Origin of the sequence: Halomonas heilongjiangensis (assembly GCF_002879645.1) — a bacterium.
In the GTDB taxonomy this organism is placed as follows: Bacteria; Pseudomonadota; Gammaproteobacteria; order Pseudomonadales; family Halomonadaceae; genus Halomonas; species Halomonas heilongjiangensis.
The window spans coordinates 20,338-33,506 of sequence record NZ_PNRE01000084.1 but is presented as its reverse complement, the minus strand read 5'-3'; the positions used below and the strand labels follow the sequence as shown (position 1 = coordinate 33,506).

The window sequence follows — 13,169 nt, the reverse complement described above, 5'->3', positions numbered from 1 at the left end:
CGGGCGACGAGGAGCGCCGATGAGCGCCAGCCTGGCCAGTGTCCTGGCGCTGGGAACCGGCTACCTGCTGCTGCTGTTCCTCTGTGCCCTGGCGGTGGAGCGTGGCTGGATACCCTCGCGCATCGCCCGCCACCCGGCGGTCTATACCCTGGCGCTGGGTGTCTACGCCAGTGCCTGGGCGATCTACGGCAGCCTGGAGCTGGCCAGCAATGCCGGGTTCGGCTACCTGGCCTACTACCTCGGGGTGGCCGGCGCCTTCCTGCTCGCCCCGGTGCTGCTGGTACCGATCCAGCGCCTGAGCCGCACCTACCAGCTCTCCTCGCTCGCCGACCTCTTCGCCTTCCGCTTCCGGTCACGCTGGGTCGGCACCCTGGTCACCCTGGTCAGCCTGCTGGCGGTGATACCGCTGCTGGCCCTCCAGGTACAGACCATGGGCGACGCCATCTTCCTGGTGACCGGCGCCGCCTCGCCGTCGCTGCTGGCCCTGGTCTTCTGCGGGCTGATCGCCCTGTTCACGATCCTCTTCGGCGCCCGCCACACCCGGCTGCACGCCCGCCACGACACCCTGCTCGTCACCATCGCGCTGGCGTCGGCGGTCAAGCTCGGCGCCATGCTGGCACTGGGCGCCTTCGCCCTGTTCGTCGTCTTCGACGGTCCCGCCGACCTCCAGGCCTGGCTGGATGGCCCCGGTCGTGCGGCCCAGGCCGGCGTCGAGCACCTCGACCCGGCCCAGTGGCGCACCCTGTTGCTGCTGTTCTTCGCCGCGGCCTTCCTGATGCCGCACATGTTCCATATCACCTTCGCCGAGACCCTCTCCCGACGCACCCTGCTCCAGGCCGCCTGGACACTGCCGCTGTTCCTGCTGCTGATGGCACTGCCGGTGCCGCTGATCCTGTGGGGCGCCCAGCGGGTCGGGGCAGAGGCCACGGGGGGCGGGGCGGCCTACCTGGCCTTCGCCCTCTCGGAGTCCTGGTGGGTCGGCGCCCTGGCCTTCATCGCCGGCCTGGCAGCGGCCAGCGGCACCATGATCATCATCTCCCTGGCGCTGTCGGGGATGATCCTCAATCACCTGGTACTGGTGGCCCACCCGCCGGTCGACCAACCCGACCTCTACCGCTGGCTGCGCTGGCTGCGCCGGGCGCTGATCGGTGCGGTGATCCTCGGTGGCTGGCTCTTCTATCGCACCGTGGGGGTGCACCACGACCTCACCACCCTGGGCCTGGCCGCCTTCATCGGCATGGCCCAGTGCCTGCCGGGCATGCTGGCGCTGCTCTACTGGCCCGGGGCCAATCGCAAGGGGATGGTGTCGGGCCTCGTCGCCGGCACCCTGATCTGGCTGGCCGGCCTGTGGCCCCCGCTGCTCACCGGCCTGCCGGCCCTGGTACTGCTCCCTCCGGGGCTCGAGGGGCTCACCGGCGAGCCGGTGTGGTACATCGTCACCCTGGTGTCGCTGGCCACCAACATCCTGATCCTGATCCTGGTCTCGCTGGCCACCCGGACCTCACCGGGGGAGCGGGCCGCCGCCGAGGCCTGCTCGGTGGACGCGGTGATCCGGCCCAAGCGGCTGCCGCTGGAGGCCACCAACGGCGAGGAGTTCAAGCACTACCTGGCCCGCGCCCTGGGCGAAGACGTCGCCTCGCGCGAGGTCGACCGCGCCCTGGCGGCGCTGCATCTCTCGCCGCTGGAGAGCCGCCCCTACGCGCTGCGCCGCCTGCGCGACCGCATCCAGGCCAACCTGTCCGGCTTGATGGGCCCGTCGGTGGCCCAGGACATCGTCGACCGCTACCTGCCCTATCGCCAGGATGGCGGCGACGCCACCGAGGACATCCACTTCGTCGAGAGCCGCCTGGAAGCCTACCGTACCCGCCTGACCGGCCTGGCCCGGGAGCTCGACGGCCTGCGCCGCTACCACCGGCGCACCCTGACGCGCCTGCCCGTGGGGCTCTGCGCCTTCGGCGACGACGGGGAGCTGCTGATGTGGAACGACGCCCTCTCCACGCTCACCGGCATCCCCGGCGAGAGCGTGATCGGCGCGCGTCGCGACAGCCTCCCCGCTCCCTGGGACGAGCTGCTCGGGCGCATCCTCGCCGAGCCCCACAGCCACCTCTACAAGCAGCCGGTGGAACTGGAAGGCGGCCTGCGCTATCTGACGCTGCACAAGGCCGAGCTCGAGGACGATGACGACGAGCGCGGCGGCAAGGTGATCCTGATCGAGGACCACAGCGAGATGAAGTGGCTGGAGGACGAGCTGGTGCATGCCGCCAGGCTGGCCTCGATCGGCCAGTTGGCCGCCGGCGTGGCCCACGAGATCGGCAACCCCATCACCGGCATCTCCTCGCTGGCCCAGAACCTGCGCTACGACACCGATGATCCCCAGCTGCTCGAGACCGCCGGGCAGATCCAGCAGCTCACCGACCGGGTCTCGCGTATCGTCTCCTCGCTGGTCGGTTTCGCCCATGGTGGCCGCCATGTGGCGGGCCAGGCCTTCGCCCCGGTGTCGATGGCCACCGTCACCGACGAGGCGCTGCACTTGATCCACCTGGCCCGCTCGGGGGAGGATGTGGACTATCACAATCTCTGCCCCCCCGACCTGGTGGTCCAGGGCGACGCCCAGCGGCTCCTGCAGGTGATGATCAACCTGCTCGGCAACGCACGCGATGCCAGCGAGCCGGGCGGCCGGGTGGTCGTCGACGCGACCCCGGAAGGGGAGTGGCTGCTGGTCACCGTGACCGACGAGGGCCACGGCATCGACGAGCGCGTCCGCGACCACCTGTTCGAGCCGTTCACCACCACCAAGCCGCCCGGTGAGGGAACGGGGCTCGGCCTGCCACTGGTCTATAGCATCATCGCCGAGCATCGCGGGCAGATCGATATCGACTCCCCGCCGCCCGGACAGCCCTGCGGCACCCGCATCAGCCTCTGGCTGCCCCTCAACCGACAGGATGGTGAAAGCCCCGATGAGCCGGATTCTGATCGTTGAAGACGAAGCCATCATCCGCACCGCACTGCGGCGGCTGCTGGAGCGCCATGACTACCGGGTCAGCGAGGCCGGCTCGGTGGCCGAGGCCCTCGAGCTCGACCCCCAGCACTTCGACCTGGTGATCAGCGACCTGCGCCTTCCCGGCGAGGCCGGCACCGAGCTGATCGCCCGTGCCGCGCCCATTCCGGTGCTGATCATGACCAGCTACGCCAGCATGCGCTCGGCGGTGGACGCCCTGAAGCTCGGTGCGGTGGACTACGTGGCCAAGCCCTTCGACCACGACGAGCTGCTCGAGACCGTGGCGCGGGCACTTCACCAGCAGGCCGCCCGCAGCACCGAGCCTCCCGACGTCACGGAGCCGGGGGGCAACGCCCAGCCGATGATCGGCAGCTGCGCCGCCATGCAGGTGGTCTACACCCGCATCCGCAAGACCGCCCCCGCCGACGTCACGGTGCTGATCCAGGGCGAGTCGGGCACCGGCAAGGAGCTGGTGGCCCGCGCCATCCATCAGCAGAGCAGGCGCGCCGCGGCGCCACTGATCTGCGTGAACTGCGCGGCGATTCCCGAGACGCTGATCGAGTCCGAGCTGTTCGGCCACGAGAAGGGCGCCTTCACCGGCGCCAGCGCCGCCCGCACCGGCCTGGTGGAAGCCGCCGACGGCGGCACCCTGTTCCTCGACGAGATCGGCGAACTGCCACTGGATGCCCAGGCGCGCCTGCTGCGCGTGCTGCAGGAGGGCGAGATCCGCAAGATCGGCTCGGTGGAGACCCGCCACGTCGACGTGCGCCTGATCGCCGCCACCCACCGTGACCTGCGCGCCCTGTCACGCACCGGCGAATTCCGCCTCGACCTCTACTACCGCCTCAACGTGATGCAGATCGACCTGCCGCCGCTGCGCGAGCGCGACGACGACATCCTCGAGATCGCCGACATCCTGCTGGACAAGGCGTGCCAGCGCCATGGCCGCGAGGGGCTGCGGCTGTCACGCGCCTCCCGGCGCACCATCCACGACTACCCCTGGCCCGGCAACGTGCGCGAGCTGGAGAATGCCCTGGAGCGCGGCGTCATCCTCGCCGAGGGTCACCTGATCCATCCCGATGACCTGGGGCTGTCGGCGCCCCCTCGCCCGTTGGCCGCCCCCCCGCCCAGCATCGGTAGCGGCGCCGACGAGCCGGGCGACGCCGAGGAGGACCTCTCGCTGGAGGACTACTTCCAGCACTTCGTGCTCGAGCACCAGGACCAGATGAGCGAGACCGAGCTCGCCCAGAAGCTCGGCATCAGCCGCAAGTGCCTGTGGGAGCGGCGGCAGCGACTCGGCATCCCGCGCAAGAAGAGCCCCCGGCGCAGCGCCGGATGAGCCAGGCACGGCCCTCCTCCGTGCCGTGCCCCGACGACTTAGACCAAGGTTCTAGTGCCCGCGACCGACGCCGCGGGCGTGTCTTTTCCCTCCAGCGGCTCGCCGCTGCACCACTTGTTACCTTCCCACCCAGGAAGTGCCCCACGAAGGGGCCAGACCGGTAACACTCCCGCCCCCCCTCTCTGCCCCCAATCGATCAACCATCAGTAACACCATGATTTTAAATGGGTAAAAATGACATGGCATGAGACCTGCTATCATATAGGGCAAGAAAAACAAATCCGGATGTCACCCACTGCCAACAACAACAACAGGGCAGAGACGCGGTGACGGGCCTGACCCGCCAACAAGAACAACACCCTCGGGCCAGAGATGCTGCAGACGCGACGACCGGCGACAACAACAGCAAGACGGTCACGCGTGAGCCCTTCGGGTCAACAAGAACAAGACGCTCGAAGCACCGGAGCCATCAGGACGCGACGCATCAGATTACGACCGCCAACAAGAACAACGGTCGTCAAGGTGCACTCCCGGCAACAACACCAACAAGCCGGGGGGAGGCATATCTCCATGCCGTCGTGGTTGGATTATTGTTTTGAATACGAGGTGGTCGCCCTCAGGAGCGTCAACAAGGACAACAACACTGCTTGCCTGAAATTCTCCTTGGTGACTGTGGTGCGTATTCAAGGCGATGCGCCATCACGAAGAAGAACCAGCAGCACGGACGCTGCAAAATTGCTTGACAGGGGGGCCAGCTGGCCCCCCTTTCTGCTTTTGTCACCCTTCCGTCGCCACTTCTCCCGCGCCATCCGCGAGTTCTGGTCCCCCGATGCTTTGCAAGGTGTCGGGTGTCGGCTACACTCAACGCTTTTCGTACCCCCGCGAGTCGATATCGCCGCATGTTCAAAGGATTTACCCGCTTTCTGCAGAGCCCGGGCGAGCACCTGAAAGCGCTGCTCGGCCCCCAGGATGCGCCCGGCGGCAGCACCGGGCTACGCATCATTCCGCGCCAGGAGCACCCGGTATCGCGCCAGCACTTCAGCGATGGGGCGCTCAAGGTCCTCTATCGCCTCCACAACGCCGGCTTCGAGGCCTACCTGGTCGGCGGCTGCATCCGCGACTCGCTGCTCGGACGCATGCCCAAGGACTTCGACGTGGCGACCGACGCCACCCCGGAGCAGGTCAAGGAGCTGTTCCGCAACTCGCGGATCATCGGCCGGCGCTTTCGCATCGTGCACGTGCGCTTCGGTCGCGAGGTGATCGAGGTCACCACCTTCCGCGGCAAGCCGGGCGACGATCACGGCGACCATATCGCCCAGCAGTCCGACGACGGCCTGCTGCTGCGCGACAATGTCTGGGGCAACATCCAGGAGGACGCCCTGCGGCGCGACTTCACCGTCAACGCCCTCTACTACAGCATCGCCGACTTCTCGATCCATGACTTCGCCGACGGCGTACGTGACATCGAGGCACGCACCCTGCGCCTGATCGGCGACCCGGCCACCCGCTATCGGGAAGATCCGGTGCGCATGCTGCGCGCGGTGCGCTTCGCCGGCAAGCTCGAGTTCCGCCTGGACCCGGCCACCGAGGCGCCGATCCGCGAACACGCCTCGCTGCTGCTGCAGATCCCCCCCGCCCGGCTGTTCGACGAGATACTCAAGCTGTTCATGGGCGGTCATGGCCTCGACACCTTCCACCTGCTGCGCCATTACGACCTGTTCGCCATGCTGTTCCCCGAGGCCGACGAGGCCATGGCCGAACTGCCCTGGGCCGAGCGGCTGGTCGAGCTGGCCCTCGAGAGCACCGACCGCCGCATCGCCGAGGAGCGGCCGGTCACGCCGGCCTTCCTGTTCGCCGCCCTGCTCTGGGGGCCGGTGCAACTCCGCCTGGCGGCCCTGGAAGCCGACGACATGCCACCGATCCCGGCACTGCAGGCCGCCGCCCAGCAGGTGGTATCGCGGCAACTCCAGCATATCTCGATCCCCAAGCGCTTCAGCCTGCCGATGCGTGACATCTGGGACCTGCAGCAGCGCCTGCCGCTGCGCCGTGGCCGCCGCGTCTACCAGACCCGCGAGCACCCCCGCTTCCGCGCCGCCTACGACCTGCTGCTGCTGCGCGAGGCCGCCGGCGAGCTCGAGCCGGATCTCGGCGACTGGTGGACCGCCTTCCAGGAGGCCGACGAGCACGAGCAGCGCCGCCTGCTGGGCAAGGTCGGGGCCGACCCCGCCGGCAGCGGAGCGCCCCGCAAGCGGCGCCGCAGGCGGCGCAAGCCCCGAGGCCCCTCGGGCGACGCATGAGCGGCCATCACGCCTGGATCGGCCTGGGCAGCAACCTCGACGATCCTCGCCTTCAGGTCGAACGCGCCCTCGCGGCGCTCGACCGACTGCCGCTGACCCGCTGCGTCGCCGCCTCGCGACTCTACGCGAGCCGACCGGTCGGCCCCCAGGACCAACCCGATTTCATCAATGCCGTGGCACGCCTCGAGACCCGTCTCTCGCCACTGGCCCTGCTCGACCAGTTGCAGGCCCTGGAACAGCGCCACCGCCGGGTCCGCCAGCGCCGCTGGGGGCCCCGCACCCTGGACCTGGATCTGTTACTCTTCGATGACCGACGCCTGGCGCTGCCGCGCCTGACGGTCCCCCATCCCGAGATGGTGCAGCGCGCCTTCGTGATGGTACCGCTGGCAGAGCTCGCCCCGACGCTGCGACTGCCCGACGGCCGCCGGGTGAGCGAGCTGGCCGGGGCGCTGAACGACGGCAGCCTGTGCCCGGTGTTACCCGTCGCCTGACACGCCCACGCCAAGTGTTACCTATCGACACCTCGGGACGGTTCGGGTAACAATCACGGGTTACAGACGAGACGGGTCCCGAGCAGACCACGCCGACGACAACCACGAGAGCACGCCATGAAAACCGTCACCCTGAGCACGCTGCAGGCCTCGAAGCGCGCCGGTGAGCCCTTCAGCTGCCTGACCGCCTATGACGCCTCCTTCGCCCGCGCCGCCGGCGAAGCCGGTGTCGAGGTCCTGCTGGTGGGCGACTCCCTGGGCATGGTCCTGCAGGGGCATGCCAGCACCCTGCCGGTGACCCTCGACGATATCTGCTATCACACCCGCTGCGTGGCGCGCGGCAAGGGCGCGAGCCTGCTGATGGTCGACCTGCCGTTCATGAGCAACTCGAGCACCGAGCGCCTGCTGCAGGATGCCGGCGAGCTGATGCGCGCCGGCGCCGAGCTGGTCAAGGTCGAAGGCGACGCCTGGATGGCCGAGGGCATCCGCGAGCTGACCCGCCGCGGCGTCCCGGTGTGCGCCCACCTGGGCCTGACCCCCCAGTCGGTCCATCGGCTCGGCGGCTACAAGGTGCAGGGCCGGGAGGCCGAGCACGCCGCCCGCATCCTCGAGGATGCCCGCGCCCTGGTGGCGGCCGGCGCCTCGGTGATCCTGCTGGAGTGTGTGCCGGCGAGCCTCGGCCGCGCGGTGAGCGAGGCCCTGGACGTGCCGGTGATCGGTATCGGCGCCGGCCCCGACACCGATGGCCAGATCCTCGTGATGCACGACGTGCTGGGTGTGACCCACGGCCGCACCCCGCGCTTCGTCAAGAACTTCCTGGCGGAGGCCGACGACATCCAGGGCGCCTTCCGGCGCTACCACGAGGACGTCAAGGCCCGGCGCTTCCCGGCCGAGGAACACTGCTTCTAGGAGCCCGCTCAGATGCGTACCCTGCGTGAGATAGCCTCCCTGCGCGAGACCCTCGACGACAGCCGTCGACGCGGCCGGCGCATCGCCCTGGTACCCACCATGGGCAATTTGCACGCCGGCCACCTGGCGCTGGTCGAGAGCGCTCGCCGCCACGCCGACGTGGTGGTAGCCACGATCTTCGTCAATCCGATGCAGTTCGGCCCCAACGAGGACCTGGACGCCTATCCGCGCACCCTCGCCGAGGATCAGCAGAAGCTCGAGGGCGCCGGCTGTGACCTGCTGTTCGCGCCGGCGACCGCGACGATCTACCCTCGCCGCCTGGAGGCCCAGACGCAGATCCGGGTCCTCGGGGTCAGCGAGGGGCTGTGCGGCGGCTCGCGCCCGGGGCACTTCGACGGCGTCGCCACCATCGTCGGCATGCTCTTCAACCTGGTGCAGCCCCAGGTGGCCTGCTTCGGCGAGAAGGACTATCAGCAGCTGGCGGTGATTCGTCGCCTGGTCACCGACCTGCACTTCCCCATCGAGATCGTCGGCGTCCCCATCGTGCGCGCCGATGACGGCCTGGCCCTGTCGTCACGCAATGGCTACCTCGACCCGGAGCAGCGAGCCATCGCCCCGCGCCTCTATCGGACACTGGAGGCGCTGCGCCAGGCGCTGGAGGCAGGCGAGCCGGTCGAGACCACCCTGGCAGCGGGCCTGGCCCGACTGGACGACGCCGGCTTCGTGCCCGACTACCTGGAACTGCGCGCTCCCGACCTGGGCCCGATCACCACGGCGACCCGTGAGGCCAGACTGCTCGCCGCCGCCCGGCTCGGCCCGACCCGACTGATCGACAACCTGACCCTGACCCTGCCGCGCTGACGCGCTGCCCCACTATTCGGAGGATCACGCCCTCATGTTCACCATCATGCTCAAGGCCAAGCTGCACATGGCCCGTGTCACCCATGCCGTGCTCAACTACGAGGGCTCCTGCGCCATCGACGGCGACCTGCTGGACATGTCCGGCATCCGCGAGAACGAGCAGATCCAGATCTACAACGTCGAGAACGGGCAGCGCTTCACCACCTACGCGATCCGCGCCGAGGAGGGCTCGAAGGTCATCTCGGTGAACGGCGCCGCGGCCCACCTCGCCGGTGTCGGCGACCGGGTGATCATCTGCAGCTATGCCCATTACAACGAGGCCGAACTCGACACCCACCAGCCGGCCCTGGTCTACCTGCAGGAAGGCAATGCCGTCAGCCATACCAGCCATGCCATTCCCGTCCAGCTCGCCTGAGCCCGATGGCCGGCGGCACTATCGGGTGCCGCCGGCGCCTTCCTGCATCCCGCGCCACCCCCCGCTATACTGAGTGATCCGGGCATCGCCCCTATTTGGGCATTGCCGCAGCGCACAAGAGTCCCCTATGCTGACGGGACTACCCCCGCGACTGACCTCAGGAGTAACTCCTCATGCAAGAAGTGGTGATCGTTGCAGCACGCCGCACCGCCGTCGGTGCCTTCGGTGGCTCTCTGGCCGGCATTCCCGCCAGCGACCTCGGGGCCCTGGTGATCAAGGACATCATGGCCAGCACCGGCGTCGCCGCCGACCAGGTCGACGAAGTGCTGCTCGGGCAGGTGCTCACCGCCGGCGTCGGCCAGAACCCCGCTCGGCAGGCCGCCATCAAGGCCGGCCTGCCGGATACCGTGCCCGCCATGACCATCAACAAGGTCTGCGGCTCGGGCCTCAAGGCCCTGCACCTGGCCACCCAGGCGATTCGCTGCGGCGACGCCGAGCTGATCCTCGCCGGCGGCCAGGAGAACATGTCCGCCTCGCCCCACGTGCTGCCCAACTCGCGCAACGGCCAGCGCATGGGCGACTGGAAGGCCATCGACACCATGGTCCATGACGGCCTGTGGGACGCCTTCAACAACTACCACATGGGCATCACCGCCGAGAACCTGGCCGAGAAGTACAGCATCACCCGCGAGGAGATGGACGAGTTCGCCGCCGGCTCCCAGCAGAAGGCCGCCGCCGCCATCAGGGAAGGCAAGTTCAAGGGCCAGATCGTGCCGGTCGAGATTCCCCAGCGCAAGGGCGACCCGGTGGTCTTCGACACCGACGAGAACCCCCGCGAAACCACGGCCGACAAGCTCGGCGGCATGCGCCCGGCCTTCAAGAAGGACGGCACCATCACCGCCGGCAACGCCTCCTCCCTCAACGACGGCGCCGCCGTGGTGATGCTCTGCTCCGCCGAGAAGGCCCAGGCGCTGGGCCTCGAGCCGCTGGCTCGCATCAAGGCCTACAGCAACGCCGGCGTCGACCCGGCGATCATGGGCATCGGCCCGGCCCCGGCCACCCGCCGCTGCCTCGAGAAGGCCGGCTGGAGCCTCGACGACCTGGACCTGGTCGAGGCCAACGAGGCCTTCGCCGCCCAGGCGCTGTCGGTCAACAAGGAGCTCGGCTGGGACACCTCCAGGGTCAACGTCAACGGCGGCGCCATCGCGCTGGGTCACCCGATCGGCGCCTCCGGCTGCCGCATCCTGGTGACCCTGCTGCACGAGATGATCGCCCGCGACGCCAAGAAGGGCCTGGCGACCCTGTGTATCGGCGGCGGCCAGGGCGTTGCGCTGGCTATCGAGCGGTAGGCGCGCACCGCAACCCGAGCGGCGCCGGGGACGGGCCAAAGCGGAGGTCCTCTGCCATGGATGGTAGAGGTAGCGCCCAGGGACGGGTTCACAGCGCCTCCGCGATGGCCTGTCGCCGGGAAAGCCGCGGCACCCAAACGTAAACCGCCCCCATGGCCATGCCATGGGGGCGGTTTCTCTTCCGGCTTCGAGCTTGAGGCTTACAGCTCGGTGGCGGTCTCTTCGGCCTCGAAGGCGGCCTTCTCTTCCGGGGTGATCTCCTTGATGGTGAGCTTCACCCGGTTGCGGTTGTCGATGTCGAGCACCTTGACCACGATATCGTCGCCCTCGTTGAGGAAGTCACGCACGTCGTTGACCCGCTCGGGCACGATCTGCGAGATGTGCACCAGGCCGTCGGTCCCCGGCATGATGTTGACGAAGGCGCCGAAGTCGGCGATGCGCACCACCTTGCCGCGGTAGAGCTTGCCGATCTCCGCCTCGGCGGTGATCGCCAGCACGGTGTCGATGGCCTTCTTGGCCGCCGCCTTGTCCTCGGCGTAGATGCGCACGGTACCGTCGTCATCCAGGTCGATGGAGGCGCCGGTGTCCTCGCAGATCTTGCGAATGGTGGCACCACCCTTGCCGATGACGTCGCGGATCTTGTCCGGATCGATCTTGATGGTGGCCATGGAAGGCGCGTTCTCGGACACCTCGGCACGGCTCTGGCCGATCACCGCGTTCATCTGCTCGAGGATCTGCAGGCGCGCCTCGTTGGCCTGCTGCAGGGCGACCTCCATGATCTCCTCGTTGATGCCCTCGATCTTGATGTCCATCTGCAGGGCGGTGACACCAGCGGCCGAGCCGGCCACCTTGAAGTCCATGTCGCCGAGATGGTCCTCGTCGCCGAGGATGTCGGTCAGCACCGCGAAGCCGTCGGCATCCTTGACCAGGCCCATGGCGATGCCGGCCACCGGTGCCTTCATCGGCACCCCGGCGTCCATCAGCGCCAGCGAGGAGCCACACACCGAGGCCATGGAGCTCGAGCCGTTCGACTCGGTGATCTCGGAGACCACGCGAATGGTGTAGGGGAACTCGGCGTCGTCGGGCAGCATCGCCTGCACGCCGCGGCGCGCCAGCCGGCCGTGGCCGATCTCGCGACGCTTCGGCCCGCCCATGAAGCCGGCCTCACCCACGCTGTACGGGGGGAAGTTGTAGTGCAGCAGGAAGCGGTCCTTGCGCTCGCCCTCCAGCGACTCGATCAGCTGGGCGTCGCGCAGGGTCCCCAGGGTGGCGATGACGATCGCCTGGGTCTCGCCGCGAGTGAAGATCGCCGAACCATGGGTCTTGGGCAACGCGCCCACTTCGATGGAGAGCGGCCTCACGGTCTTGAGGTCACGGCCGTCGATGCGCGGCTCGCCCTTGATGACCCGGGAGCGCACCACGCGCTTCTCCAGGCCGGCGAAGGCGCCCTTGACGTCGTCGGCGTCGAACTTGCCTTCCTCCTCACCGGCGAGCTGCTCGACCGCCTCGGCCTTGAGCCCGGCGAGCGCATCCTGACGCGCCATCTTGTCGGTGATGCGATAGGCCTCGCCCACCCGGGCCTCGAAGGCCTGTGCCACGGCGTCCTTGAGGGCGGTGTTCTCGGCCGGCGGCTGCCAGTCCCACTTCGGCTTGCCGGCCTCGGCGACCAGCTCGTTGATCGCCTTGATCGCCACCTGCATCTCCTGGTGGCCGTAGAGCACGGCGCCCAGCATCTCGTCCTCGAGCAGTTCCTTGGCCTCGGACTCGACCATCAGCACGGCCTTCTCGGTGCCGGCGACGACCATGTCCAGCTCGGAGCCTGCCAGCTCCTCCACGGTGGGGTTGAGGAAATAGCCCTTGTCCTCGTCGAAGCCCACCCGCGCGGCACCGATCGGGCCGCTGAACGGCACGCCGGAGATCGCCAGGGCCGCGGAGGTGCCGAGCAGGGCGGCGATGTCCGGGTCATGGTTGCGGTCGGTGGAGAGCACGGTGCAGATCACCTGCACCTCGTTCATGAAGCCCTTGGGGAACAGCGGGCGGATCGGGCGATCGATCAGCCGCGAGGTGAGGGTCTCCTTCTCGGTGGGACGCCCCTCGCGCTTGAAGAAGCCCCCGGGGATCTTGCCCACCGCGTAGGTCTTCTCCTGGTAGTGCACGGAGAGTGGGAAGAAGGGCTGGTTGGGATTGGCTTCCTTCCTTGCCACCACGGTGCACAGCACCACGGTGTCGTCCATGGTGACCATCACGGCACCGGAGGCCTGGCGGGCGATGCGCCCGGTTTCCAGGGTGACGGTGCTGCGACCGTACTGAAACGTTTTCTTGACCGGATTCACGGCGACTTCCTTCAACTTTTCTGTGTTTGGGTCGTTTCGACTCGGCGACCATTTTAGGGGTTGACGGCCGCCAGGGCCACCGGGTAGCGACATATCCGTTCGACAATCGCATCGGGAGCGACGAGGGGCGCCGGGGACAGGCCGGAGAGGGGGTCCTACGCCAGGGAAGGCGTCGGT

At 68.6% G+C, this 13,169-nt stretch carries 9 protein-coding genes; 8 read left to right on the top strand and 1 reads right to left on the bottom strand.

Annotation, left to right across the window (positions count from 1 at the left end; translation table 11 throughout):
* Nucleotides 1-19 precede the first annotated feature (19 nt).
* The 8 genes from C1H66_RS18100 (at nucleotide 20) to C1H66_RS18065 (ending at nucleotide 10,659) form a co-directional block, all read left to right on the top strand.
* Nucleotides 20-2,980, top strand: a complete 2,961-nt coding sequence (locus C1H66_RS18100) for an ATP-binding protein (protein WP_102629277.1) — start codon at nucleotides 20-22, stop codon at nucleotides 2,978-2,980.
* Nucleotides 2,958-4,337 (top strand): sigma-54-dependent transcriptional regulator, encoded by a 1,380-nt coding sequence (locus C1H66_RS18095; protein ID WP_102629276.1) that lies wholly within the window; start codon nucleotides 2,958-2,960, stop codon nucleotides 4,335-4,337. The genes C1H66_RS18100 and C1H66_RS18095 overlap by 23 nt, the downstream gene beginning before the upstream one ends.
* Nucleotides 4,338-5,236: 899 nt before the next feature.
* Complete coding sequence (gene pcnB / locus C1H66_RS18090) at nucleotides 5,237-6,634, top strand: polynucleotide adenylyltransferase PcnB (RefSeq protein ID WP_102629275.1); 1,398 nt, start codon at nucleotides 5,237-5,239, stop codon at nucleotides 6,632-6,634.
* The gene (folK, locus tag C1H66_RS18085) at nucleotides 6,631-7,125 is read left to right on the top strand and encodes a 2-amino-4-hydroxy-6-hydroxymethyldihydropteridine diphosphokinase (protein WP_102629274.1); all 495 of its coding nucleotides are present in this window, start codon (nucleotides 6,631-6,633) and stop codon (nucleotides 7,123-7,125) included. Before pcnB ends, folK begins: the two co-directional genes overlap by 4 nt.
* Before the next feature lie 117 nt (nucleotides 7,126-7,242).
* Entirely contained in the window at nucleotides 7,243-8,034 is a 792-nt protein-coding gene (gene panB, locus C1H66_RS18080; RefSeq protein WP_102629273.1) for a 3-methyl-2-oxobutanoate hydroxymethyltransferase, read from the top strand.
* A 12-nt stretch (nucleotides 8,035-8,046) separates the two neighbouring features.
* A complete protein-coding gene (gene panC / locus C1H66_RS18075; RefSeq protein WP_102629272.1) occupies nucleotides 8,047-8,895 on the top strand; it encodes a pantoate--beta-alanine ligase in 849 nt (282 codons plus the stop codon).
* 34 nt (nucleotides 8,896-8,929) lie between these two features.
* A complete protein-coding gene (gene panD / locus C1H66_RS18070) occupies nucleotides 8,930-9,310 on the top strand; it encodes an aspartate 1-decarboxylase (RefSeq protein ID WP_102629271.1) in 381 nt (126 codons plus the stop codon).
* A 173-nt stretch (nucleotides 9,311-9,483) separates the two neighbouring features.
* The gene (locus C1H66_RS18065) at nucleotides 9,484-10,659 is read left to right on the top strand and encodes an acetyl-CoA C-acetyltransferase (protein ID WP_102629270.1); all 1,176 of its coding nucleotides are present in this window, start codon (nucleotides 9,484-9,486) and stop codon (nucleotides 10,657-10,659) included.
* Between the two features lie 200 nt (nucleotides 10,660-10,859).
* Here the strand turns inward: C1H66_RS18065 and pnp are convergent, their stop codons facing one another.
* Complete coding sequence (gene pnp, locus C1H66_RS18060) at nucleotides 10,860-12,992, bottom strand: polyribonucleotide nucleotidyltransferase (protein WP_181423436.1); 2,133 nt, start codon at nucleotides 12,990-12,992, stop codon at nucleotides 10,860-10,862.
* Nucleotides 12,993-13,169 lie beyond the last annotated feature (177 nt).

What these genes read in the sequence shown, in the direction of transcription:
- C1H66_RS18100 (WP_102629277.1), top strand. Translation starts at nt 20, where the DNA reads ATGAGCGCCAGCCTGGCCAGTGTCCTGGCGCTGGGAACCGGCTACCTG.
- C1H66_RS18095 (WP_102629276.1), top strand. Translation starts at nt 2,958, where the DNA reads ATGAGCCGGATTCTGATCGTTGAAGACGAAGCCATCATCCGCACCGCA.
- pcnB (WP_102629275.1), top strand. Translation starts at nt 5,237, where the DNA reads ATGTTCAAAGGATTTACCCGCTTTCTGCAGAGCCCGGGCGAGCACCTG.
- folK (WP_102629274.1), top strand. Translation starts at nt 6,631, where the DNA reads ATGAGCGGCCATCACGCCTGGATCGGCCTGGGCAGCAACCTCGACGAT.
- panB (WP_102629273.1), top strand. Translation starts at nt 7,243, where the DNA reads ATGAAAACCGTCACCCTGAGCACGCTGCAGGCCTCGAAGCGCGCCGGT.
- panC (WP_102629272.1), top strand. Translation starts at nt 8,047, where the DNA reads ATGCGTACCCTGCGTGAGATAGCCTCCCTGCGCGAGACCCTCGACGAC.
- panD (WP_102629271.1), top strand. Translation starts at nt 8,930, where the DNA reads ATGTTCACCATCATGCTCAAGGCCAAGCTGCACATGGCCCGTGTCACC.
- C1H66_RS18065 (WP_102629270.1), top strand. Translation starts at nt 9,484, where the DNA reads ATGCAAGAAGTGGTGATCGTTGCAGCACGCCGCACCGCCGTCGGTGCC.